Raw genomic sequence first — 20,601 nt, 5'->3', positions numbered from 1 at the left:
GCTCAAAGGGGTCCGAACCGCGCCCACCGGGAGCGGTCCCGGCGTTGCTCGAAGCGGCGGCGCGAGGCACGGATCCACAACTGGTTCAGCACGAACACCGAAACCCCCGTCACGACGATCCCGAGCACCAGGCAGCCCAGCAGCAGCGGTTGCCATATGCGTTCTATTTCCGACCACAACCAGTCGAAGCTGAATTCGATGCGGAACGTTCCCGGCGACCTGTCGAGCAGCCACGAACCCAGCCGGTAACAGGCGTAATACAGCGGGCCGCTGGTGACGGGGTTGGCGATCCAGGAGGCGGCGACGGTCACCGGGAGATTGACCCGCAGCCAGAGCGCGATGCTGACCACCAGGAGTGTCTGCCCGGGAATCGGCAGGAAACACCCGAAAAGACCGAGTGCGAAAGCCTTGAGCACGTTCTTACGATGGGTCGCCCATAACGCCGGATCGTGCAGCAGGGCGTCGAACGGCCGCAGGAACCATTGTTCCCGAAGGTAGGCCCGGGCGGGCAGCACGCGATTCAGGAATTTTCGGGGCATCGCCATGTTCAACCGTGTGGCCGCAGATTATCACGCAGGCACGCACGACACGGCCGTGACGGCGTTCGGCATTTCGATGCTCGCCGGCGCCTGGCTGGCGTTGCGCATGCCGGCGCCGCTGCCAGGCTGGACCTGCATTCCGGCGGCCGCTGCGATTCTCGTCGCGCTGCTGCGAGGGCGGATGCTGCTGGCGGGACTCGGGTCGGGATGCCTGTTCGCGAGCCTCGCCCTGGCCGCTGCGCTGGGTGACCGGCTCGACGCTGCGCTGGACGGGTCGCAGGTCGAGTTCGCCGGTGTCATCGCGGACCTGCCACGGCAGGAGACGCGACGGCTGGTGATGATCGTCCGCATCGAGGGGCCCGACGATCTGCCGCGTCGCGTCCGTCTCGCCTGGTACGAGCCGACGGCGTTGCCCCGGGTCGGTGAGCGATGGCGTTTCAGGGCCAAGCTGCAGCGGCCGCGCGGGCTGCTCAATACCGGCAGCCCGAGTCGGGAGGCGGGCCTGCTGCGCCAGCGCATCGGCGCCACCGGCTATGCCAGCGGACCGGAGGGCGGGCAGTTCATCGCGGCAAAGGCGGACGGGCTGTTGCATGTGCGGGGCCGTGCGGCGGCAGCGATCGCCGCGGCCGTGCCCGACCCGCGTGCGGCGGCGGTGCTGACAGCGATCACGCTGGGCTTTCGCGGCGGCCTGGACGCGACGACGCGAGACGCGCTGGCGGCCACGGGCACGGGTCATCTGCTGGCCATCTCCGGCTTGCACATCGGCCTGGCCGCCGCGCTCGGCGGCCTGCTTTTCGGCGCCGCCGGGCGCCGCTGGGGCGCCGCCCGAAGACCGGTTCGCGACTGGGCGGCGCTCGGGGCGCTGGTGACCGCCGTGCTCTACTGCCTGCTTGCGGGTGCGCCGGTCTCGGCGCGCCGGGCCACGCTCATGACGGCGTTCGGCCTGGCGACCTTCGTCATGCGCCGTGGCGTCTCCCCGGCCGGGGCGCTGGGCGGCGCCCTGGTCATCGTGCTGGCGGCAGACCCGCTGGCGGTCATGGACCCCGGGCTCTGGCTGTCCTTCGGGGCGGTGGCGACCATTCTTGCCGTGGTCGCCGCAAGGCGCGCCGCTCCCGGGCGGCTCGTCGCCGTGCTGCGTATCCAGGCAGCCCTCGGGGTGGGGATGCTGGTGTGCACGGTGGCGTGGTTCGGCCGGGTTTCGCTGGTGGCGCCGCTCGCCAACCTCGCCGCCGTGCCCTGGTTCAGCGCGCTGGTGGTGCCGCCGGCCCTGCTCGGCGTCGCGCTGTCGGGCGTCCTGCCCGGTCTCGCCGCAGCACTGTTCATGTTCGCGGCCCAGGCCACGGACTACGCGCTCGTCGCCATCGATGCCGTCGCGGCATGGCCGCTGGCCTCGCGGGCGATGACCGCACCCGATGGCGTCGCGCTGGCGCTGGCGGCGGTCGGGGCCGCCTGGTCGCTTTTGCCGCGTCCCGCCCCGGGACGCGGCCTCGGGCTGATCCTGCTGGCGCCCCTGGCGCTGGCCGGGCCGCAACAACTGCCGGCCGGCGGCTTCGAGTTGCGGGTGTTCGATGTCGGGCACGGCCTGGCGGTCATGGTGCGAACCCGGAACAAGGTGCTGCTGTACGACACCGCCGCGGCGTGGCCGGGCGGGGACGCAGCGGCGTGGAGCGTCGTGCCGGCGATGCGCGCGCTGGGGATCCGTCGTCTCGACGTGCTGGTGATCAGCCACGGGCACGCGGATCACATCGGCGGTGCAAGGACGATAAACGCGGCGTTCCCGGGCGCCATGGCCTGGGGTGGCCACGACACCTCTTCCGTGACGCAGAACATGTGCCGCCCCGGGCTTGCATGGTCGTGGGACGGTGTTCGCTTCAGTGTCCTGCATCCGGCCGAAACGTTTCGCGGCGGCACGAACGACGGCTCCTGCGTTTTGCTGGTCGAAGGGCCCGGCGGGCGAGTGCTCCTGACGGGGGACATCGAGGCCGGGGGTGAACGGGCATTGTTGGACGCGACAGGGCGCATTCCGGTAGACGTGGTGATCGCACCTCACCACGGCAGCAAGACCTCGTCGGGTCCCGCGCTGGTGGTTGCCACCCGGCCGGCCTGGGTCGTGTTCTCGACCAACTGGCGCAATCGCTGGGGTTTCCCGGCAGCGACGGTGGTCGACCGGTGGCAGGCCGCCGGCGCCGTGCCCCTGTCCACCGAGCGCCACGGCGAGATCGTCATGCGCTTTCCGCCCGCGGGTCCGTCGCGGCCGGTGCTGCGTCGCCAGGCCGCCTGCCGGGCGTGGCTCGACTGCGCCCGGTAATGCGGCCAATGGCATTCAACGAGCCATTTTGAAGGTTAATTTAACGAGGCATTTTTATTACAGAAATAATACGCCACAGTATTCAGTTACTTGGATAGAAATAAAAAGCTTGTTACGAGAGTTACTTAGCGAATCATGCGTATTCCTGCTGGGCCGGCGTGTGCGCAGAATTCTATCTAAGTCGAGGTGAAAGCGCGGTCGGGAAACCGGGTCTCCATCAGCCGGTAGCGATGGAAGAGACGGGATCGCAAACGACACCCTCGAGCCTGTTATCGATTGAAGCAAGCGGGGCCCCGCCCCATTCTTCCAGGGGTTTCAGCCGTGTTCGGCGAAGCCCCTTTTTTTTGAAATCCCACCGCGTTGAATCGCGGGAAATGACCGGATCGATCGAGGCGCCGTTAATTTCGGCAAGTCCTTACATGCGATCTACGTACATTAGCGGATTAAAAACAAGTGCCGGGCTTACAGAATCCCCTTCCGGAAACCGATGCGACGGCATACCCGCGGCAACGATTTCCGCATCGGCGACGCGGCATGGCCGTGTCGATCTGAAAGGAACTCGGAGAAAAACTATGACGATCTCACGAAGGCAAGCACTCGGGGTCATCGCCGGCGGCGTTGGCGCAACAATGGTATTCAGGCCGAGCCTGGGGGGAGCGGACACACCGTCCGTGCGGCCGCCGCCGGTTTTGAACGAGAAGGGCAAGCTGAAGCACCAGGCGCTGCCGTACGCGCCTCTCGATCCGGATTACGTGGGCAACCTCACGTACGAAGCTTTCCAGCACGGTCACTGCATGTACAGCGTCGTGGAAGGGCTCGTCCGCGCGTTGTCTGAGAAGGTCGGCGGTCCGTATCTCACGTGGCCGACAGCGGCGCTCGAGTACGGCTTTGCCGGCGTGAACGGCTGGGGTTCGATCTGCGGCACGATGAACGGCGGCGCCTACGCGCTGAACCTGATCTCGCCGAATCCGCGTCCCTTGATCGACGACTTGTACGGCTGGTTCGAGCGCACGTCGTTGCCTGACTGGGCGCCGGACAACCCGAAATTCGAGATCGAGGGGGCCGTGTCGAATTCGATCCTCTGCCATGTCTCGATCGACGCGTGGACGAAGACTTCCGGCAAGGGCGCTTTCACGCCCGAGCGGTCCGACCGTTGCGGCCAGCTGGCGGCGTCGGTGGGCCGCAAGGTGACCCAGCTGCTGAACGCGCAGGCGGCCAACACCTTCGTCCCGGCGTACCCGATCACGGAAGAGGTCCAGGAATGCCGCAGCTGCCATACGGAGAAGGCGAGCTACCTGGAGAACTCGCAAAGCAAGATGGACTGCTTCGCCTGCCATGAGAAGCACGACTTGTAGTCCCGACCATCGAGCAAAGAGCGGGCTCGTCGCGACCCTGGGCGAGCCCGTTTCTCAAATTCATCAAGGATAGAGCGTTAATTATCATGAAAAGCAAGAACGTATGGATTGCGGCCGGCGTAGCGGCCGTACTCGCCTTGCCGGTATCCGCTGCGGTGGGGGCCGAGGTGAAGTTTTCCGGGCGCGTCGCACTCGATCTCGTGCTGGAAGACGACGACGACAACACCCGCTCGCTGAGCGACAACGGCACCGCGCGCTTCCAGATCGACGCCTCGCAGGAAGCCGGTGAAGTCACGATGTTCGGCCGCCTCGCGCTGGATATGCGTGACCGCATAAAGAGCGACGGACAGCCCCGCTTCGGACCCGAGTACCGCGACCGCTACGTGGGTATCCGCGGCAACTTCGGTGCGGTGCAGGCCGGGCGCATGGCGGGCGTGCTCAAGAACGTCGAGAAGGACCCCTACATCACGACGTTCCTGGAGGCGCGCAACACGGTGGCGGTGGGTGGCGGTCGCTATGGCTCGCAGTCCTTCGTCAACGACATCATCCAGTATTCCAATACCTTGGGCGGGATCGGTATCAAGGTGCAATACAACCCGACCACCGATGCCAATGGCGACTCGGTGAACGACGCCGCCATCCTGCTCACCGGCAAGATCGGCGGTGCCGACGTCTGGGCCGGCTGGAACAACGCCGCCGACAGCGGCGACGAGAACGCGAAGATCGGTGCGAGGATGACGATCGCCAAGGTGGCATTCACGGCACAGTACGAGATGCGCGACGGCTACGTGGACGGCGGGCCGGCGAACGTCCGCGGCGACCGGCTGTTCCTGATGGGCAACCTGCCGTTCGCCAATGGCCTCAGCGGCAACGCCGCGGCCGGCGCCAACTTCGATTCCGACGACACCTGGTTCCGGCTTGCGCTGAACAAGGCCCTGGCGAAGAACGCCAAGCTTTACACGGGCGTGACCTTCACCAACGTCGACAACGGTGACAACGAGACGCTGTTCGGCGTCGGCGGAGAACTGCGCTTCTGAGGCGTGCGCGTTCGCGGTACTCGTCGCGAACGCGATCTCCGACTCAAGACGGGGCCCTGCGGGGCCCCGTCTGCATTCCGCGGCGCCTCGCGTCCTGCGCGCGCGGCCGGGCGGCGGTGGCTCGCAACCGACGGTTGCCGGTATCATCGGCGGCTACTGCACCGTCGCGAGGCTCCATGATCGAAATCATCCAGGCGGGCGGGTGGCTGATGCTGCCCATCATCCTCTGCTCCATCGTGGCCGTGGCCATCACCCTCGAGCGCATCTGGACCTTGCAGCGCCGCCGCGTGCTGCCAAAGGACATGACGATGCGGGTGTGGGACTGGGCAAGGGACCGCCAGCTGGACCAGAAGCACCTCGCCGTGCTCGCGGCGAATTCGCCGATGGGCCGCGTGCTGGCGGCGGGGCTCGCCAATCGTCACCAGAGCCGCTACGTGCTCAAGGAGATCGTGCAGGACACCGGGCGCCACGTCGTGCACGAGCTCGAGCGCTACCTGAACTCCCTCGGCACGATTGCCGCGGTGACGCCCTTGCTGGGGCTGCTCGGCACCGTCATCGGCATGGTCAAGGTCTTTACCGCCATCACCACCGCCGGCGTCGGCAATCCCGGGGTCCTGGCGGGCGGCATATCGGAGGCGTTGATCACCACCGCGGCCGGGTTGTGCGTGGCCATTCCGAGCCTCATCGCCTACCGCTACCTGCGGGGACGCGTCGATGCGCTGGTGGTCGAGATGGAAAAGGAAGCGATGAAGCTCGTCGATGCCCTGCACGGCACGCCACCCGCCGATGTCGCGGTGGCGCCGGGGCGCGTGACGGCGCCGGGGCGCACGACGACATGAACCTGCGCACGAAATCGCGGGACGAGCCCGAGATCAATCTCACCTCGCTGATCGACGTGGTGTTGCTGCTGCTGGTGTTTTTCATGGTCTCGACCAGTTTCATAAAGGCCACCGAGATTCGCCTGCAGCTGCCCCAGGCGGAGGCGATGCCACGCGAGGAACCCGCGGCCCAGATCGAGATCGTGGTCAGTGCCGCCGGCGACTACTTCGTCGACGGCCAGGAACTGGTCAATCGTCGCCCGGAGACCCTGCAGCGGGCGCTCGAACAGGTGGCCGGCGAACAACGCGAACTGCCCGTCACGATCCGCGCGGATGCGCGCGCCGCACACCAGTCCGTCGTCACGGCGATGGACATCGTCGGCCGGCTCGGGTTCAGCCGGATCATGATCGCCACGGTCAGTGAGCCCGAGTGAAGCCGCGCGTGGATGCGCTTCCTGACCGGGCAGGCGCCGTCTACCGGCGGCTGCTCGACTATTCGGCGGAGTACCTGCCGATGTTCGTGGCCGCCATCATCGCGATGGCGATCTACGCGGCCAGCCAGACAGGGTTCGTCTACCTGACCAAGCTGGTGACGGACCAGAGCTTCGTGGCGCGGGACGCCGACTTCATCCGCTGGGTGCCGTTGCTGATCCTGCTCGTGTTTCTCGTGCGCGGCATCGCGGACTACGTCGCGGTCTATTCCATGAGCTGGGTCGGCCGGCAGGTGATCAAGCGCATGCGCCGCGAGGTGTTCGCCAAGTTCCTGGTGCTGCCGACGGGCTTCTACGACACCAGTTCCACGGGGGCGCTGCTTTCACGGCTGACTTTCAACATCGAGCAGGTGGCCCAGGCCGCGAGCCAGGTCCTGACCACGCTGTTCAAGGACGTGCTGACGATCCTCGGGCTGCTGGGCTACATGTTCTGGATCAACGTGCGACTGACGTTGTTCGTGCTGATCACCGCCCCGCTGATCGGCATGATCATCCGGCTCCTGTCGACCAAGTTCCGTCGCTACAGCACCCGGATCCAGAACTCGATGGGCGACGTCACGCAGGCCGCCGAACAGGTGCTCGAAGCGCACCGGGTGGTCAAGGTTTTCAACGGGGAAACGCAGGAAGTCGAGGGCTTCGAAAAGGTCAACGAACGGAACCGGCGGCTCAACATGAAGCTGGCGGCGGCGAAGGCGGCCAGCCAGCCCGTGGTGCAGCTGGTCGCGGCCGTCGGGATCGCCGGCGTCGTCTTCGTCGCGACGCGCGACGACTTGAGCGGCGGGCTCAGCGTCGGGGATTTCGTCTCCTTTCTCGGCGCCATGCTGCTGATCATGGCGCCGCTCAAGCACCTCACCAACATCAACGGTCCGCTGCAGCAGGGTATCGCGGCCGGGCAGAGCATCTTCGAACTGCTCGATGCGCCGGGCGAGGACGAGGGCGGTCCCGTGGCGCTGGATCGTGCACGTGGCGAAATCGAGTTTCGCGATGTCGGTTTCGTCTACCAGGAGGAAAAGGGCGCGGTGCTCGAGCACATCGACCTGAAGGTCGGGGCGGGCGAGCGCCTGGCGATCGTCGGACGCTCGGGAAGCGGCAAGAGCACCTTGGTGAGCCTGATCCCGCGCTTTTACGATCCGACCAGCGGCGTCGTGTCGGTGGACGGGCAGGACGTCCGCGTCTACCGGCGCGCGGACCTGCGGCGCCAGGTCAGTCTGGTGAGCCAGGACGTCAAGCTGTTCGACGACACCATTCGGGCGAATATTGCTTACGGCACGATGCGCGACGCGAGTGCCGCAGAGATCGAGTCCGCGGCCCGCGCGGCCCACGTGCTGGAGTTTACCGACCGGTTCCCGGACGGCCTCGAAACCCAGGTCGGGGACCGTGGCGTCACCTTGTCGGGCGGCCAGCGGCAACGCGTGGCCATCGCCCGCGCCTTGCTGAAAAACGCGCCCATCCTGGTGCTCGACGAAGCGACCTCGGCGCTGGATTCCGAGTCGGAACGCCACATCCAGGACGCGCTGGAAGCCCTGATGCAGAACCGGACGACGCTCGTCATCGCGCACCGCCTGTCCACCATCGAGAACGCCGACCGCATCGTCGTCATGGACCGCGGCCGGATCGTCGAGATCGGGGCGCACCAGGAGCTCATGGCGCTGGACGGCGTCTATGCCGGGCTGCACAGGATGCAGTTCCAGCTGGCATGAGCGCCTGGCGCGAGCGGCTGACCGGCGCCTGGTACGACCCCGAGGCCGGGCCGCCGGCCTGGGCGCGATTGCTGGAGCCGTTCTACCGGCTTGTCGTGAGGACCCGCAGGGGGCTTTACCGGCGCGGCTTTCTGCGCTCCGGCCACCCTGGCGTGCCGGTGGTGATCGTCGGCAACCTCACCGTGGGGGGCGCCGGCAAGACGCCGCTGGTGATCCTGGTCGCGCAGCTGCTCGTCGAGCTCGGGCGCCGGCCGGCGCTCGTCAGCCGGGGTTATGGTGGCGCCGAGCCGCGCCATCCTCACCGCGTCCGCGAGCACGATGATCCGGCGTTCACCGGCGATGAGCCGCTGCTGCTGGCGAACGCCACGGCCTGCCCGGTGTGGATCTGCCGGGATCGTCTCGCCGCGGCGCGCGCCGCGGCTGCAGGCGGGGCCGATGTCATCGTGGCGGACGACGGCCTGCAGCATTACCGCCTCCGGCGGGATTTCGAAATCGTGGTCGTCGATGGCGCGCGCGGACTCGGCAATGGTCGCTGCCTGCCTGCCGGACCGTTGCGCGAGCCGCCTGCGCGTCTCGGAGAAGCGGACCTCGTGGTGTGCAACGGCGAGGGTCATTGCCCCCCCGGGGCGGTACGCATGTCGCTGGTCGGCGAGGAGGCGGTACGCATCGACGCCTCGGCGCGGCAGCCGCTCGCGGCATTCGCGCCGGGTCCGGTTCACGGCATCGCCGGCATCGGTCACCCGCAGCGCTTTTTCGATTTCCTGGCGCGCCATGGCGTGGAGGTCGTCCCGCATCCCCTGCCGGATCACGCCCACGTGCCCGAGGGATTGCTGGCGCCGCAGGACGGCCTTCCGGTCCTGATGACGTCCAAGGACGCGGCGCGCTGCGCACGCACCCCGGCGTCGGCGGCGTGTTGGGAGGTTCCGGTCACCGCCGACCTGGGGGCCGACGCACCTCGCCTCCGGCAGGCACTGGCGCGCCGGCTCGGCATGCGCGAAGCTTGAACGATGGACCATCGACTGCTCGACATCCTCGCCTGCCCGATCTGCAAGGGCCCACTCGTCCATCGCCGCGAACAGCAGGAGCTGGTCTGCCGGGGTGATCGCCTGGCATGGCCGATCCGCGACGATGTGCCGGTGTTGCTCGTGGGCGCCGCCCGCGAGGTTTCGCAACCGGAATTGCTCGAGATGGAGCAGCGGCGGTGAGCGGTTTTCGTGTCGTCATCCCGGCTCGCTACGCATCGCAGCGGCTGCCGGGCAAACCGCTGCTCGCGATGGCGGGGCGCCCCATGGTGCAGTGGGTCTGGGAGCGCGCGATGAGCAGCGGGGCGAACGAGGTGCTCATCGCCACCGATCACGACGACATCGCGACGGCCTGCCGTCGCTTCGGCGCCGAGGTGTGCCTGACGGACGAGGCCCACGCCAGCGGGACGGACCGCATCGCGGAAGTCGCAGTGCGCCGGGACTGGGCTGACGACGATATCGTGGTGAATGTCCAGGGCGACGAACCGCTGTTGCCGCCGGCGCTGGTGCGCCAGGTCGCGGAACTGCTGCAGCTGCATCCGGATGCCGATATCGGCACGCTGGCCACGCCGATCCATACGCTCGAGGAGTACCTGGACCCGAACGTGGTCAAGGTGGTGAGCAGGGCGGATGGCGCCGCGTTGTATTTCAGCCGGGCGCCCGTGCCCTGGCATCGGGACGGTGCGCCTCACGGGCCCGCTTCGCAGGAACGCCACGCCGGCGCGATGCGGCACGTCGGCCTTTACAGTTATCGCGTCTCAGCGCTGCACCGCCTGGCCGGCGCAGGCCACTGCGCAGTGGAAAAAATCGAGCGCCTGGAGCAGCTGCGGGCTTTGTGGCTGGGGATGCGGATCCAGGTCGATGGCGCACTCGAGGTGCCGCCGGCGGGTGTCGATACCGCGGCGGATGCTGCGCGGGTCAGTCGATTGCTCGGCGATCGCTCTCCGGCAGGTTGATCATTCGCAATTCGGCGGAGAGCGAAGTGCCGTCCGGCGCAAACATCGGCAGTTCGAACAACGGCGGGGCGTGGCGCAGCGGCTTGCCGAACTTGTCCGCCTGGATGACCGGCTCGGCGCCGATCGGCCGCAGCACCAGCATCGGTGGTTGATCGATGATCTCGACCAGCGTGCACCTCAATCCCTGGTAACGCAGTTCCCTGCCGACCAGGGGGCGCAGGCGATTCAGCAGGGCGGAAGCTTCGCTCATGCGCTTCATCATAGCCGCAGAGCCGTGCAGAACGCATCGAGCGCGTCGGGGAACGGTTAGAATATTCCCGATTCGTGACTGATACGGCAGCGGACGGACGGAAAGAAATGGCGGCAGAAGAAGATTGCGTGAAGTTCTCGGTGCTTTTCGTGTGCCTGGGAAATATCTGCCGGTCGCCGACCGCGGAGGCGGTGTTCCGCAAGCTTGCAGCTGATGCAGGGCTCGCGGAGCGAATCCACATCGATTCGGCGGGCACCATAGGCTTTCACCACGGAGCGCCTCCCGACGGACGCGCAGCGGCGGCCGCCCTGGCGCGCGGTTTCGACCTTGGCAGTTTGCGGGCGCGGCGCGTGGTTGCCGAGGACTTCGCGCGTTTCGACCTGATCCTGGCGATGGACGAGGACAACCTGGCCGACCTGGAGCGCATCCGTCCGGACGACGCGCGGGCCCGCCTGGCTTTGCTGCTCGAGTACGGCGGGGACTCCGGCACCAAAGGCGTGCCTGATCCTTATTACGGGGGCAAGAACGGCTTCGAGCAGGTGCTCGACCTGGTCACCGCAGCGTGCGCCGGACTCGTCGAGGATGTCCGGCGCACGCTGCGCTGATTCCGACTAGCCGCTGCCCGGCGGCGGATCCGCAGGCTTCTGCGGTGGCGGCGCCGGCGCGACGCGCTCACCGGCCGGCTCGATCGGCAGGCTGCGCTGCCCATCCGTGGCGACCGGCTTGGGCTCGGGCCTCGGCTCAGGCTTGGTCTCGGGCTTGGGCTCGGGCTTGGGCTCGGGCTTGGGCTCGGGCTCGGGCTTCGGCTCGGGCCTCGGCTCGGGCCTCGGCTCAGGCCTCGGCTCAGGCCTCGGCTCGGGCTTCGGCTCGGGCTTCGGCTCGGGCTTCGGCTCGGGCCTCGGCTCAGGCTTCGGCTCAGGCTTCGGCTCAGGCTTCGGCTCCGAACGCGGTCCGGCGGCCACCGGGATGCCGGCGGCCGGGGCCTTCACCGGCAAGCCGCCGGGCGCGGGCGAGCCGTTCGTCGAAGGCTTCGCCGGGACGGCGTTCTCGGAGGACGCATCGGATGCTGGCGCGCCGCCGCCCCCGGCATTTTCGCCGCCCGTATTCGTTTCCTGCTGCTGGGCGTCGGGCCGGGTCTTGCGTCCCCCGCGACGACGACGGCGTCGTTTCGTGCGCGGTTCGCCCTCGGCCGTGCTCCGGGTTTCGCTTGGCGGCGGTGGCGGCTCGGCCGATGCCTTGGCTTCAGGCGTCGGCGCGGTATCGCGCTGGCGGGAAGATTCCTGCGCCGATGGCTGCCGGGCGGCCTTCTCCTGGTCGCGCTGGCGTTCCCGGCCACCTTCCTTGCTCCGCTCGCGGCCCTGGTCGCGGCCGCCGTCCTTGCCGCCACGTCCGCCGCGGCTGCGGCGGCCGGACTCGGAACGTTGCCGATCGCTTCGCTTGCGCCGCTCGTCATCCCGTTGCCGTGCGTTGCGGCCGGCTTCCTTGCCGTTGGTCGAGCGCGAGGGCGTCTTCTCTGCCCCGGCGGTCTTGTCGGCCCGCATGCCTGCGAACCAGGCAGCCAGGCGCGCCCACAGGCCCGGCCTGGCTGCAGCTTCGGCTGCGGCGGGCTGCTGGGGAGTGGGCACGGGCGTCGCCGGCACGATCCCGGACACCGCCGGTTGCTCGGGCTTGCGAGTGGGTTTCAGGCCGGGTGTCGTGTCGTCCGGCGCCGCGATGTCGGCAAGCTGCAGCTGGTAGCTGACTCCCGCGTTCTCCGGCAGTCCCACGGCATCGTCGCGTACCCGGCGGATGGCGTAATTCGGCGACTGCAGCTGTTCGCGGGGCACGACCACGATCTGCACGTCGTCGCGCTGCTCGATTTCGCCGATCCAGCCGCGTTTCTCGTTCAGCAGGTAGGTGCCGACGTCCACGGGGACCTCGGCGATGATCCGCGAGCTGCGCTCCTTGCGGGATTCCTCGCCGATGAGGCGCAGGATCGACAGGGACAACGACTCGACGCTGCGGATCGCGCCCTGGCCCTGGCAACGCGGGCAGATGATATGGCTGGACTCGCCGAGCGAGGGTCGCAGGCGCTGGCGCGACATTTCCAGCAGGCCGAAGCGCGAGATCTTGCCGATCTGGATGCGGGCGCGATCCATTTTCACGGCGTCGCGCAGGCGGTTCTCGACTTCACGCTGGTTGCGCTGCGGGCCCATGTCGATGAAGTCGATGACGATGAGGCCGCCCAGGTCCCGGATCCGCAGCTGGCGGGCGATTTCGTCCGCGGCCTCGAGATTCGTGTTCAGCGCCGTCATCTCGATATCGTCGCCCTTCGTGGCGCGCGCCGAGTTGATGTCGATGGACAGCAGTGCCTCGGTGTGATCGATGACGACGCTGCCGCCGGAGGGCAGTTCGACGGTGTGCGAATAGGCGCTCTCGATCTGGCTTTCGATCTGGTAGCGCGTGAACAGCGGAACGGTGTCGTCGTAGTACTTCAGCTTGCGCAGGTTCTGCGGCATCACCCGTTCCATGAACAGGCGCGCTTCTTCGTAGACCTCGGCATCGTCGACGAGGATCTCGCCGATCTCGCTGGAGAAATGATCGCGCAGCGCGCGCAGGATCGCGTTGCTTTCCTGGTAGATCAAGAACGGCGCCGGGCGCTCGATGGCCGTCCGCTTGACGGCCTCCCAGACCTGCAACAGGTTGTCGAGGTCCCACTGGAGTTCCTCGAGGCTGCGTCCCACGCCCGCCGTGCGCACGATCGCACCCATGCCTTCAGGCACCTCGAGGCCGTCCATCGCCTCGCGCACGGCGTCGCGTTCGTCGCCCTGGATGCGGCGTGACACGCCGCCGGCGCCCGGATTATTCGGCATCAGCACGAGGAAACGCCCGGCGAGGCTGAGGAAGGTCGTCAGCGCAGCCCCCTTGTTGCCGCGCTCGTCCTTCTCGACCTGCACCACGATTTCCTGGCCTTCGCGCAGTACGTCGCGAATATTGACCTTGCCGCCGTTGCGGTCGGTGTCACGGAAATACTCGGGCGAGATCTCTTTCAGCGGCAGGAAACCGTGTCGCTCGGCGCCGAATTCGACGAAGGCGGCTTCCAGGCTCGGCTCGAGGCGCGTCAGGCGCCCCTTGTAGATGTTCGCCTTACGCTGTTCGCGGGAGGGGATCTCGATGTCGAGGTCGTAGAGTTTCTGGCCGTCGACCACGGCCACACGCAACTCCTCTCTTTGAGTTGCGTTCACCAGCATTCTTTTCATGGATAGGGACTCGCAGATCCGGTTCGGCCGAGAACCTCCCGTAAGCGGGGGCGGGCATGCGGACGCGGGGCGTGATCGGGCGCGTTGAAGCGCACCCGACGTGCAGGTTCGGCAGGAAAGCGGTCATGACCAAGTGCAGTAAGCCGATCATTTCATCCGTGCCGGGCACCGCCCGCGGCCTGTTGTGCCTCCCCGATTCCTGGACAACCGCCAAACGGAGGCAGGAGGGGGCATCGACCGAACGGTGGAAAAATAAAATGCATGCCGGCCAGCGAATGGTCCGCGACCGGCCCGTAACCAGCGGCCTCGCGTACGTCCAGGAAGATTTTACGTGGAGCGTGTCGCGTGGCCCGTGGCGTACTATAGCAACCGCCCGACGCCCCAGCAATTGCTAAGCTCCTGAATCCGGGAGGAGAATTTGGTGCCCCCTGTCGCAGATCAACGTCCGGCCGTGCAATTCGTCACCCTCGGGGAAGACGAAGCCGGCCAGCGACTCGACAATTTCCTGCTTGCGCGCCTCAAGGGTGTGCCGAAGTCCCATGTCTATCGCTTGTTGCGCAAGGGCGAGGTCCGGGTCAACAAGGGGCGGGCGAAGCCGGACTATCGCCTCCAGGCGGGCGATGAAGTGCGCCTGCCTCCGGTGCGTCGTCCGGAACCGGGGGCCCCGACCGGACGGGGACGATCTGCGGGGCTGGAGCTCGAAGGCCGGATCCTGCACGAGGACACTCGGCTCATCGTGCTCGACAAGCCCAGCGGGATCGCGGTGCACGGGGGCAGCGGGCTGTCGCACGGGGTCATCGAGGCGCTGCGCGCCGCGCGGCCGGACGCGCCCTATCTGGAGCTGGTGCACCGGCTCGACCGCGAGACCAGCGGCTGCCTGCTGATCGCCAAGCGACGCAGCATGCTGCGCGCCCTGCACGAACTGCTGCGCGAGGGGCGCGTGGAAAAGCGCTACCTCGCGCTGGTGAAGGGCCGCTGGGAAGCCGGGCAGGTGCGCCTCGAGGACCGGTTGCGAAAGACCGTGCGCGGCGGCGAGCGGGTGGTGACGGTGGACGAGACCGGCAAGACGGCGGCGAGCATTTTTCGCCCGGTCGAGATCGGTTCCGCGGCTTCGTTGCTGGAAGTGCGCATCATGACGGGGCGCACGCACCAGATCCGGGTGCAGGCCGCAGAGGCCGGGCACCCGCTGGCCGGTGACGAGCGCTACGGGGATCGTGATTACAACCGCAAGATGCGGGAACTGGGGTTGCAGAGGTTGTTCCTGCATTCCGCTTCGGTCGGCTGGGAAGACCCGGTCAGCGGTGAATGGAAGATGTATTCGGCCCCGCTGCCCGAGGACCTCCGCGAGGTGCTCTCCAGGCTGGAGTCCCACCATGGGTAGCCGCACGCGCCTGGTGGTGTTCGACTGGGACGGCACCCTGATGGATTCGACGGGGCACATCGTCGCCGCAGCCACCGGCGCGATCGCGCAACTCGGCTTCCCGGCACGCTCTCCGGAAGCGATCCGCGACATCATCGGCCTGGGCCTGCGGGAATCCTGGCAGCGCTTGTTCCCCGAGCTCGGCGCAAACGACTTCACGCCCTTCGTGGAGGCTTATCGCGATCATTTTCTCGCGCCGGAGCGGCAGGCCAGCCAGCTGTTCGCCCGGGCCGCGGAGGTCGTCGAGACACTGGCGGGCCGGGGCTTTTTGCTCGGCGTGGCGACCGGGAAGAGTCGGGTGGGCCTCGAACGCGAGCTGGCGGCGACGGGACTGGTGCGTTTCATGGCGGGCACGCGTACCGCCGACGACACGCGCTCCAAGCCGAACCCCGACATGTTGCTGGAACTCATGGACGAGGTCGGTGCACGTCCCGACGAGACCCTGATGGTGGGGGACACCGAGTGGGACCTGGAGATGGCACGGCGTGCCGGGGTGGCGGCGATCGCGGTGAGTTACGGTGCGCATGCGGCCGAGCGACTTCATGCCTTTGCGCCGCTCGCCTGCCTCGGCGCCATCGACGAGCTGCTGGCCGTGCTGGGCGAACCGCTCGCGCGCTAGAGTCGCGCTGCAAACGCACCAGAGACGCGCTATAGCACGGGGACCCCGAGTCGGCGCAAAGCCTGCGCGAGCCAGATCAAGGGCAAACCGATCAACCCGGTCGGGTCCTGGCTGTCGATCCGCTCGAACAACGCGATGCCGAGTCCTTCCGCGCGGAAGCTGCCGGCGCAGTCGAACGGTGCGTCGCGCTCGACGTAATCCCGGATTTCCTCCGGCGCGAGCGGACGAAAGACGACACGCGTGATGTCCATGTGCTCTGCCGGGTCGTTCGGGCGGTCGCCGCGGATGACACAGACGCCGGTCAAAAACTCGACCTGCCGGCCGGCCGACAGGGAGAGCTGCCGGATCGCCTGCTCAGCATTGCCCGGCTTGCCGAGAATCTCGTCCCCGCGCAGCGCGACCTGGTCCGAGGCGATGACGATGGCATCCGGATGCCCGGCGAGCACGGCCTGCGCCTTGCTCCGGGCGAGCCGCAATACGGCATCGGCCGGTGTCTCGTCCGGGCCGATCGTTTCATCGATGTCCGGAGCGACCTGTGTGAAGGGGACGCCGAGGCGTTCGAGCAGCGCGCGGCGGTAGCGCGAAGCGGACGCCAGCAGCAACTCGGGGACGGGGGGCTGATGGGACGAAACCTGGTTCATGAGCGCAAGCCTATCGCGGTGAGCGGCCGGGGAGCAAAACTTTACAGCTTTCAGGGCTTTGACAGGAAAGCCGTCCCTAGATATTCTAGCCGGCTTATGTCCGCCGAGCTTGACCGATTGCTCGAGCCGAAGGCGTTCGCGGCCAGGGGCTTGCGAGTGTGCGTGGAAACCCCGTTGCGGGAATGGGCGCGGCTGGCCGCGGTGGACGAAGCCGGGGACGTCTCGGCGCAGCGGGTTCGCGTCGACGTCCGGTTCCAGCCGGACGCGAACGGCGCGCCGCTGCTGGAAGGCGAGATCGGATTCAGGCTGGGCTGCCTTTGCCAGCGCTGCCTGGAGCCGTTGGCGCTCGACCTGGTGGCGCGACCGAAGCTGTTCTTCGGCGCCGGGAACGAGCTCGGACCGAGCGCAGCAGCGGCGGGCTTCGAGCATTGCGAGCCGGAGCCGGGCGTGACGCTGAGGCAACTGCTCGAGGACGAGGCCCTGCTTTCGATACCGGTTTTCCCGGTACATGAGCGGAGCGAAGATTGCGGGACGCTGGCCGACGAGCTGGCGGCCCTGGAGCCCGCGGACGGCGGGCAAAAGTCGTCGAGCCCGTTCGCGGTGCTCGCGGAACTCAAGCGCAAGAATTGATTGACGGAGCAACGCCACCATGGCTGTACAAAAGAGCAGAAAGACCCCCTCGAAGCGCGGCATGCGTCGCTCCCACGACGCGCTCAGCGCGCCGGCATTGTCAGTGGATCCGACCAGCGGCGAGACCCATCGACGTCATCATGTGACGGCCGATGGTTTCTACCGCGGCAAGAAGGTCATCGAAGTCGCGACGGTGGTGGACGAGGAATAGCCGTCGTCGGCCTGCCGCGGCCGCGCGCCTTCGCCCTCGACGCCACCCCGGTTCCATGTCCCAGCCGCTGACCATCGCGATCGACGCCATGGGCGGAGACAGCGCGCCCGCGGTGCCCGTCGGTGCCACCTTGGACCTGTTGCGCCGGCGACCCGAATTGCGCGCCATACTCGTGGGATTGCCCGAGCAGCTGGAGCCGCTCGTCGAGCACCGCTCGGCCGGGCTGCGCGCCCGGGTGACCATCGAGGCCGCTTCACAGGTCGTGAGCATGGACGAGCCACCGGGCGAGGCCCTGCGCCGCAAGCGGGATTCCTCGATGCGGGTCGCGATCAATCTCGTGAAGGACGGACGGGCCGCTGCCTGTGTCAGCGCGGGGAACACGGGCGCCCTCATGGCGACCGCCAAGTTCGTCCTCAAGATGCTGCCGGGTGTCGACCGGCCCGCCATCATCTCGGCGATCCCGGCGCTCGGCGGACAGACCCTGATGCTCGATCTCGGCGCCAATTCCGTGTGCACGGCACGCCAGCTGTGCGAGTTCGCCGTGATGGGCGATATCGTGGCCAGCGACCTGCACAGGGTGGCGAAGCCGCGGATCGGCCTGTTGAATATCGGCACGGAGGACATCAAGGGCAGCAGCACCCTGAAGCATGCCCACCAGTGGCTGCGGGAAAGCCGTCTGAACTACGAGGGTTTCGTCGAGGGCACCGACATCATGTCGGGACGCGTGGACCTGGTGGTCACGGACGGGTTTACCGGGAATGTCGCCCTCAAGACGATCGAGGGCACGGCGCGGATGCTGGCCCGGATCACGCGCGAGGAGATCAAGCGCAGCATCCTGAGCCGGGCCATGGCGCTCGGCGCGGCGCCGCTGTTTCGCTCGCTCGCCGCACGCATCGACCCGCGGCGCTACAATGGCGCCAGTTTCGTGGGCCTGCAGGGCATCGTGATCAAGAGCCACGGCGGGGCCGACGAGACGGCTTTCGCCACGGCCGTCGCCACGGCGGTGCTCGAGGCGCAACAGGGCGTGCCGACCCGGATCGGTCGCGTGATGGCGGAATACACCTTCCCGGAGCACTCGGAATGATCTATTCGCGCATCATCGGCACCGGGCGGTACCTCCCCGAGAACATCGTCACCAATGCGGACCTGGAGAAGCTGGTCGATACCAGCGACGAATGGATCCGTTCCCGCACCGGCATCGAGCGCCGGCACATCGCGCTGGAAGGCCAGGGCACCACGGATCTCTGCGAACATGCCGCGCGGAATGCACTGGAGGCGGCGGGCGTCGGGCCCGAGGAGATCGATCTCATCGTGGTGGGCACGACCACGCCCGACCAGGTGTTTCCCAACGTCGGCGTGCTGCTGCAGAGCCGGCTCGGCATGCACGGCTGCCCCGCGTTCAGTGTCGAGGCCGCCTGCACCGGTTTCCTCTATGCGTTATCGGTGGCCGACAAGTTCATCCAGTCCGGCAGCGCCAGGACCGCGCTCGTGGTGGGTGGCGAGACCATCAGTCGCATCACCGACTGGACGGACCGCACCACCGCCGTGTTGTTCGGTGACGGCGCCGGGGCCGTGGTGCTGCGCGCGGATTCCGCCCCCGGGCTGGTCTCGACCCACCTGCACGCGGACGGCCAGTACAAGGACCTGTTGTATTTCCCGACCGGGGTGTCGCTCGGCATGCAGCCGGTGGGGGGCGCGAACTCGATCCAGATGAAGGGCAACGAGGTGTTCAAGGTCGCGGTCAATACGCTCGGACGGATCGTAGACGAGACGCTTCTGGCGAACGGGCTGCAGAAAAAAGACATCGACTGGCTCATCCCGCACCAGGCGAACATCCGCATCATCCAGGCGACGGCGAAAAAGCTCGAGCTGCCGATGGAGCGGGTCATCCTGACGGTGCAGGACCACGGCAACACCTCGGCGGCCTCGGTGCCGATGGCGCTCGACGTGGCCGTGCGGGACGGGCGCATCAAGTCCGGCGACCTGTTGCTGCTCGAGGCCTTCGGCGGAGGCTTTACCTGGGGGTCAGCACTGGTTCGCTGGTAGGCGGCGCTGCGCGACCACGTCGGTTGCGCGGATGAGCAACGGCAGCGCCACGGCCCAGCACAGCCCGACGAGCAGCCCGTAGAGGGGGCCGGGGATCGCCAGTTCCACGGCGCCGAGACGCGCGCCGACCCAGTAGGAGAAGCCGCCGCCGAAGAAACCGAAAGCGGCGGCCAGCGCGAGGCGCGGACGCAACCACGCCAGCGAGTGTCCCAGTGTGAGCGAGAAGCCCGCCCACAGCGTCACCAGCCAGATCGGCGCAAAATGCGGGGACGGCCAGCCGGCGGCGTAGCTGAGCGCGCCGGACAGCGACCAGGCGCTGTCGATGGCGATTCCCGCCGTCGCGAATACGGCCATTGCCGCCACGTCGTAATGGGGACGCGCCGACATGGAGACCTGCAGGGCGGCGAATATGAGTACTGCAGCCGGGCCGGCCCACGCCAGTCCGGCGGCGGCGCCGAAGACCGTGACGGCCCATACGATGTTGAAACCCACCGCATTGGCGACGACGGGAAGCCAGGCGGGGGCGGGCGAAGCGAGTGTGTTCATGTAAGCTTGTTCGGACCGCCCGGCCGGGCGGATTCGTGTGTGTCTACAGGAGGTTCAGGGGCGATGAGTGACGAAAAAGACCGGGCCGAGCCGTTCCATAGCTGGCGGCCACATCCGTGGCATGGGCTCGAGCCGGGAACGAACCCGCCCTTCGAGGTGCGCGCGTACATCGAGATCACCCCCTTCGATCTCGTGAAATACGAAGTCGACAAGGTGTCAGGCTACACCATCGTGGATCGCCCGCAGCGCACCTCGGCGGCGCCGCCCGTGTTGTACGGCTTCGTGCCGCAGACCTATTGCGATGAGCGGGTGCGCAAGCTGACGCCCGGCGCCAAGCGCGCCGACGGGGACCCGCTGGACATCTGCGTGATCAGCGAGCGACAGATCGAGCGCGGCGACATCCTCCTCAATACCTGCGTCATCGGCGGCATCCAGATGATCGACGGCGGCGAGGCCGACGACAAGATCATCGCCGTGCTCCGCAACGACAACGTCTGGAGCGAAGCCAAGGACATCAGCGACCTGCCGCATGTCATGATCCAGCGGCTGCAGCACTACTTCAGCACCTACAAGATGGGCCCGAACATGACCTCGGGCGTCGAGATCACCGCGACTTACGGCCGGGAGCATGCCGCCAAGGTCGTCACGGCGGCCATCCGCGACTACCAGGATGCCTTCGGCGCCAGCCACCGGGCCTGGGAAAAGCTCGAGGAAAGCATGATGAGCGGGGGGGATTCCGGCGGCGACGCGAAGGAAGGCGACGACGGCTGAAG

The 20,601-nt window shown here is 67.6% G+C and carries 22 protein-coding genes; 17 read left to right on the top strand and 5 right to left on the bottom strand.

Annotation, left to right across the window (positions count from 1 at the left end; genetic code table 11):
• Nucleotides 1-2: 2 nt before the first annotated feature.
• A complete protein-coding gene (locus G6032_RS10195) occupies nucleotides 3-539 on the bottom strand; it encodes a DUF2062 domain-containing protein (RefSeq protein WP_165282014.1) in 537 nt (178 codons plus the stop codon).
• Nucleotides 540-543: 4 nt separating this feature from the next.
• Between G6032_RS10195 and G6032_RS10190 the strand changes: the two genes are divergently transcribed.
• From G6032_RS10190 to kdsB, 9 genes are all read left to right on the top strand, one after another.
• A complete protein-coding gene (locus G6032_RS10190) occupies nucleotides 544-2,847 on the top strand; it encodes a DNA internalization-related competence protein ComEC/Rec2 (protein WP_165282013.1) in 2,304 nt (767 codons plus the stop codon).
• A gap of 671 nt (nucleotides 2,848-3,518) precedes the next feature.
• Complete coding sequence (locus G6032_RS10185) at nucleotides 3,519-4,202, top strand: C-GCAxxG-C-C family protein (RefSeq protein WP_165282012.1); 684 nt, start codon at nucleotides 3,519-3,521, stop codon at nucleotides 4,200-4,202.
• 86 nt (nucleotides 4,203-4,288) lie between these two features.
• Nucleotides 4,289-5,239 (top strand): porin, encoded by a 951-nt coding sequence (locus G6032_RS10180; RefSeq protein WP_165282011.1) that lies wholly within the window; start codon nucleotides 4,289-4,291, stop codon nucleotides 5,237-5,239.
• Between the two features lie 176 nt (nucleotides 5,240-5,415).
• Entirely contained in the window at nucleotides 5,416-6,078 is a 663-nt protein-coding gene (locus tag G6032_RS10175; protein ID WP_165282010.1) for a MotA/TolQ/ExbB proton channel family protein, read from the top strand.
• Nucleotides 6,075-6,491 (top strand): biopolymer transporter ExbD, encoded by a 417-nt coding sequence (locus G6032_RS10170; protein ID WP_165282009.1) that lies wholly within the window; start codon nucleotides 6,075-6,077, stop codon nucleotides 6,489-6,491. Before G6032_RS10175 ends, G6032_RS10170 begins: the two co-directional genes overlap by 4 nt.
• 8 nt (nucleotides 6,492-6,499) lie before the next feature.
• Nucleotides 6,500-8,248, top strand: coding sequence for a lipid A export permease/ATP-binding protein MsbA (msbA, locus tag G6032_RS10165; RefSeq protein WP_346763795.1), 1,749 nt, complete (start codon nucleotides 6,500-6,502; stop codon nucleotides 8,246-8,248).
• Nucleotides 8,245-9,252: a tetraacyldisaccharide 4'-kinase gene (lpxK, locus tag G6032_RS10160; RefSeq protein ID WP_165282008.1), complete on the top strand. Its 1,008-nt coding sequence runs from the start codon at nucleotides 8,245-8,247 to the stop codon at nucleotides 9,250-9,252. The genes msbA and lpxK overlap by 4 nt, the downstream gene beginning before the upstream one ends.
• A 3-nt stretch (nucleotides 9,253-9,255) precedes the next feature.
• Nucleotides 9,256-9,453, top strand: a complete 198-nt coding sequence (locus G6032_RS10155; RefSeq protein ID WP_165282007.1) for a Trm112 family protein — start codon at nucleotides 9,256-9,258, stop codon at nucleotides 9,451-9,453.
• Nucleotides 9,450-10,226 carry a 3-deoxy-manno-octulosonate cytidylyltransferase gene (kdsB, locus tag G6032_RS10150; RefSeq protein ID WP_346763794.1) on the top strand — a complete coding sequence of 259 codons (777 nt, stop codon included), beginning with the start codon at nucleotides 9,450-9,452 and terminating at the stop codon, nucleotides 10,224-10,226. Before G6032_RS10155 ends, kdsB begins: the two co-directional genes overlap by 4 nt.
• Here the strand turns inward: kdsB and G6032_RS10145 are convergent.
• The gene (locus G6032_RS10145; protein WP_165282005.1) at nucleotides 10,189-10,476 is read right to left on the bottom strand and encodes a hypothetical protein; all 288 of its coding nucleotides are present in this window, start codon (nucleotides 10,474-10,476) and stop codon (nucleotides 10,189-10,191) included. The two genes, kdsB and G6032_RS10145, sit on opposite strands and share 38 nt — an antisense overlap.
• Nucleotides 10,477-10,583: 107 nt before the next feature.
• On the opposite strand from G6032_RS10145, the gene G6032_RS10140 reads away from it, so the two are divergent.
• On the top strand, nucleotides 10,584-11,081 hold the full coding sequence (locus G6032_RS10140) for a low molecular weight protein-tyrosine-phosphatase (RefSeq protein WP_165282004.1): 498 nt from the start codon (nucleotides 10,584-10,586) through the stop codon (nucleotides 11,079-11,081).
• A gap of 6 nt (nucleotides 11,082-11,087) precedes the next feature.
• On the opposite strand, the gene G6032_RS10135 is transcribed toward G6032_RS10140, so the two are convergent.
• Nucleotides 11,088-13,715 (bottom strand): Rne/Rng family ribonuclease, encoded by a 2,628-nt coding sequence (locus tag G6032_RS10135; protein WP_206211910.1) that lies wholly within the window; start codon nucleotides 13,713-13,715, stop codon nucleotides 11,088-11,090.
• Nucleotides 13,716-14,136: 421 nt separating this feature from the next.
• Here G6032_RS10135 and rluC point away from each other — a divergent pair, with 421 nt between their 5' ends.
• Together rluC and G6032_RS10125 are read left to right on the top strand one after the other, a co-directional pair.
• Nucleotides 14,137-15,096, top strand: a complete 960-nt coding sequence (gene rluC, locus G6032_RS10130) for a 23S rRNA pseudouridine(955/2504/2580) synthase RluC (RefSeq protein ID WP_165282003.1) — start codon at nucleotides 14,137-14,139, stop codon at nucleotides 15,094-15,096.
• Complete coding sequence (locus G6032_RS10125; protein WP_165282002.1) at nucleotides 15,089-15,754, top strand: HAD-IA family hydrolase; 666 nt, start codon at nucleotides 15,089-15,091, stop codon at nucleotides 15,752-15,754. The genes rluC and G6032_RS10125 overlap by 8 nt, the downstream gene beginning before the upstream one ends.
• 29 nt (nucleotides 15,755-15,783) lie before the next feature.
• Here G6032_RS10125 and G6032_RS10120 read toward each other — a convergent pair whose 3' ends face one another.
• Nucleotides 15,784-16,395, bottom strand: coding sequence for a nucleoside triphosphate pyrophosphatase (locus G6032_RS10120; RefSeq protein ID WP_165282001.1), 612 nt, complete (start codon nucleotides 16,393-16,395; stop codon nucleotides 15,784-15,786).
• A 117-nt stretch (nucleotides 16,396-16,512) separates the two neighbouring features.
• Here G6032_RS10120 and G6032_RS10115 point away from each other — a divergent pair, with 117 nt between their 5' ends.
• The 4 genes from G6032_RS10115 to G6032_RS10100 are packed head-to-tail and all read left to right on the top strand — an operon-like array spanning nucleotide 16,513 to nucleotide 19,282.
• On the top strand, nucleotides 16,513-17,025 hold the full coding sequence (locus G6032_RS10115; RefSeq protein WP_165282000.1) for a YceD family protein: 513 nt from the start codon (nucleotides 16,513-16,515) through the stop codon (nucleotides 17,023-17,025).
• 19 nt (nucleotides 17,026-17,044) lie between these two features.
• The gene (gene rpmF, locus G6032_RS10110) at nucleotides 17,045-17,236 is read left to right on the top strand and encodes a 50S ribosomal protein L32 (RefSeq protein WP_165281999.1); all 192 of its coding nucleotides are present in this window, start codon (nucleotides 17,045-17,047) and stop codon (nucleotides 17,234-17,236) included.
• Between the two features lie 55 nt (nucleotides 17,237-17,291).
• The gene (gene plsX / locus G6032_RS10105; RefSeq protein WP_165281998.1) at nucleotides 17,292-18,320 is read left to right on the top strand and encodes a phosphate acyltransferase PlsX; all 1,029 of its coding nucleotides are present in this window, start codon (nucleotides 17,292-17,294) and stop codon (nucleotides 18,318-18,320) included.
• Entirely contained in the window at nucleotides 18,317-19,282 is a 966-nt protein-coding gene (locus G6032_RS10100) for a beta-ketoacyl-ACP synthase III (RefSeq protein ID WP_165281997.1), read from the top strand. The genes plsX and G6032_RS10100 overlap by 4 nt, the downstream gene beginning before the upstream one ends.
• Here the strand turns inward: G6032_RS10100 and G6032_RS10095 are convergent.
• On the bottom strand, nucleotides 19,262-19,828 hold the full coding sequence (locus G6032_RS10095; RefSeq protein WP_165281996.1) for a DUF2878 domain-containing protein: 567 nt from the start codon (nucleotides 19,826-19,828) through the stop codon (nucleotides 19,262-19,264). The two genes, G6032_RS10100 and G6032_RS10095, sit on opposite strands and share 21 nt — an antisense overlap.
• A 63-nt stretch (nucleotides 19,829-19,891) precedes the next feature.
• Here G6032_RS10095 and G6032_RS10090 point away from each other — a divergent pair, with 63 nt between their 5' ends.
• Entirely contained in the window at nucleotides 19,892-20,599 is a 708-nt protein-coding gene (locus tag G6032_RS10090; protein WP_165281995.1) for an inorganic pyrophosphatase, read from the top strand.
• Nucleotides 20,600-20,601: the final 2 nt, after the last annotated feature.

Origin of the sequence: Wenzhouxiangella sp. XN24, from assembly GCF_011064545.1 — a bacterium.
In the GTDB taxonomy this organism is placed as follows: domain Bacteria; phylum Pseudomonadota; class Gammaproteobacteria; order Steroidobacterales; family XN24; genus XN24.
Note: the sequence above shows the minus strand (reverse complement) of the source record. Positions and strands in the feature narration are given on the sequence as shown.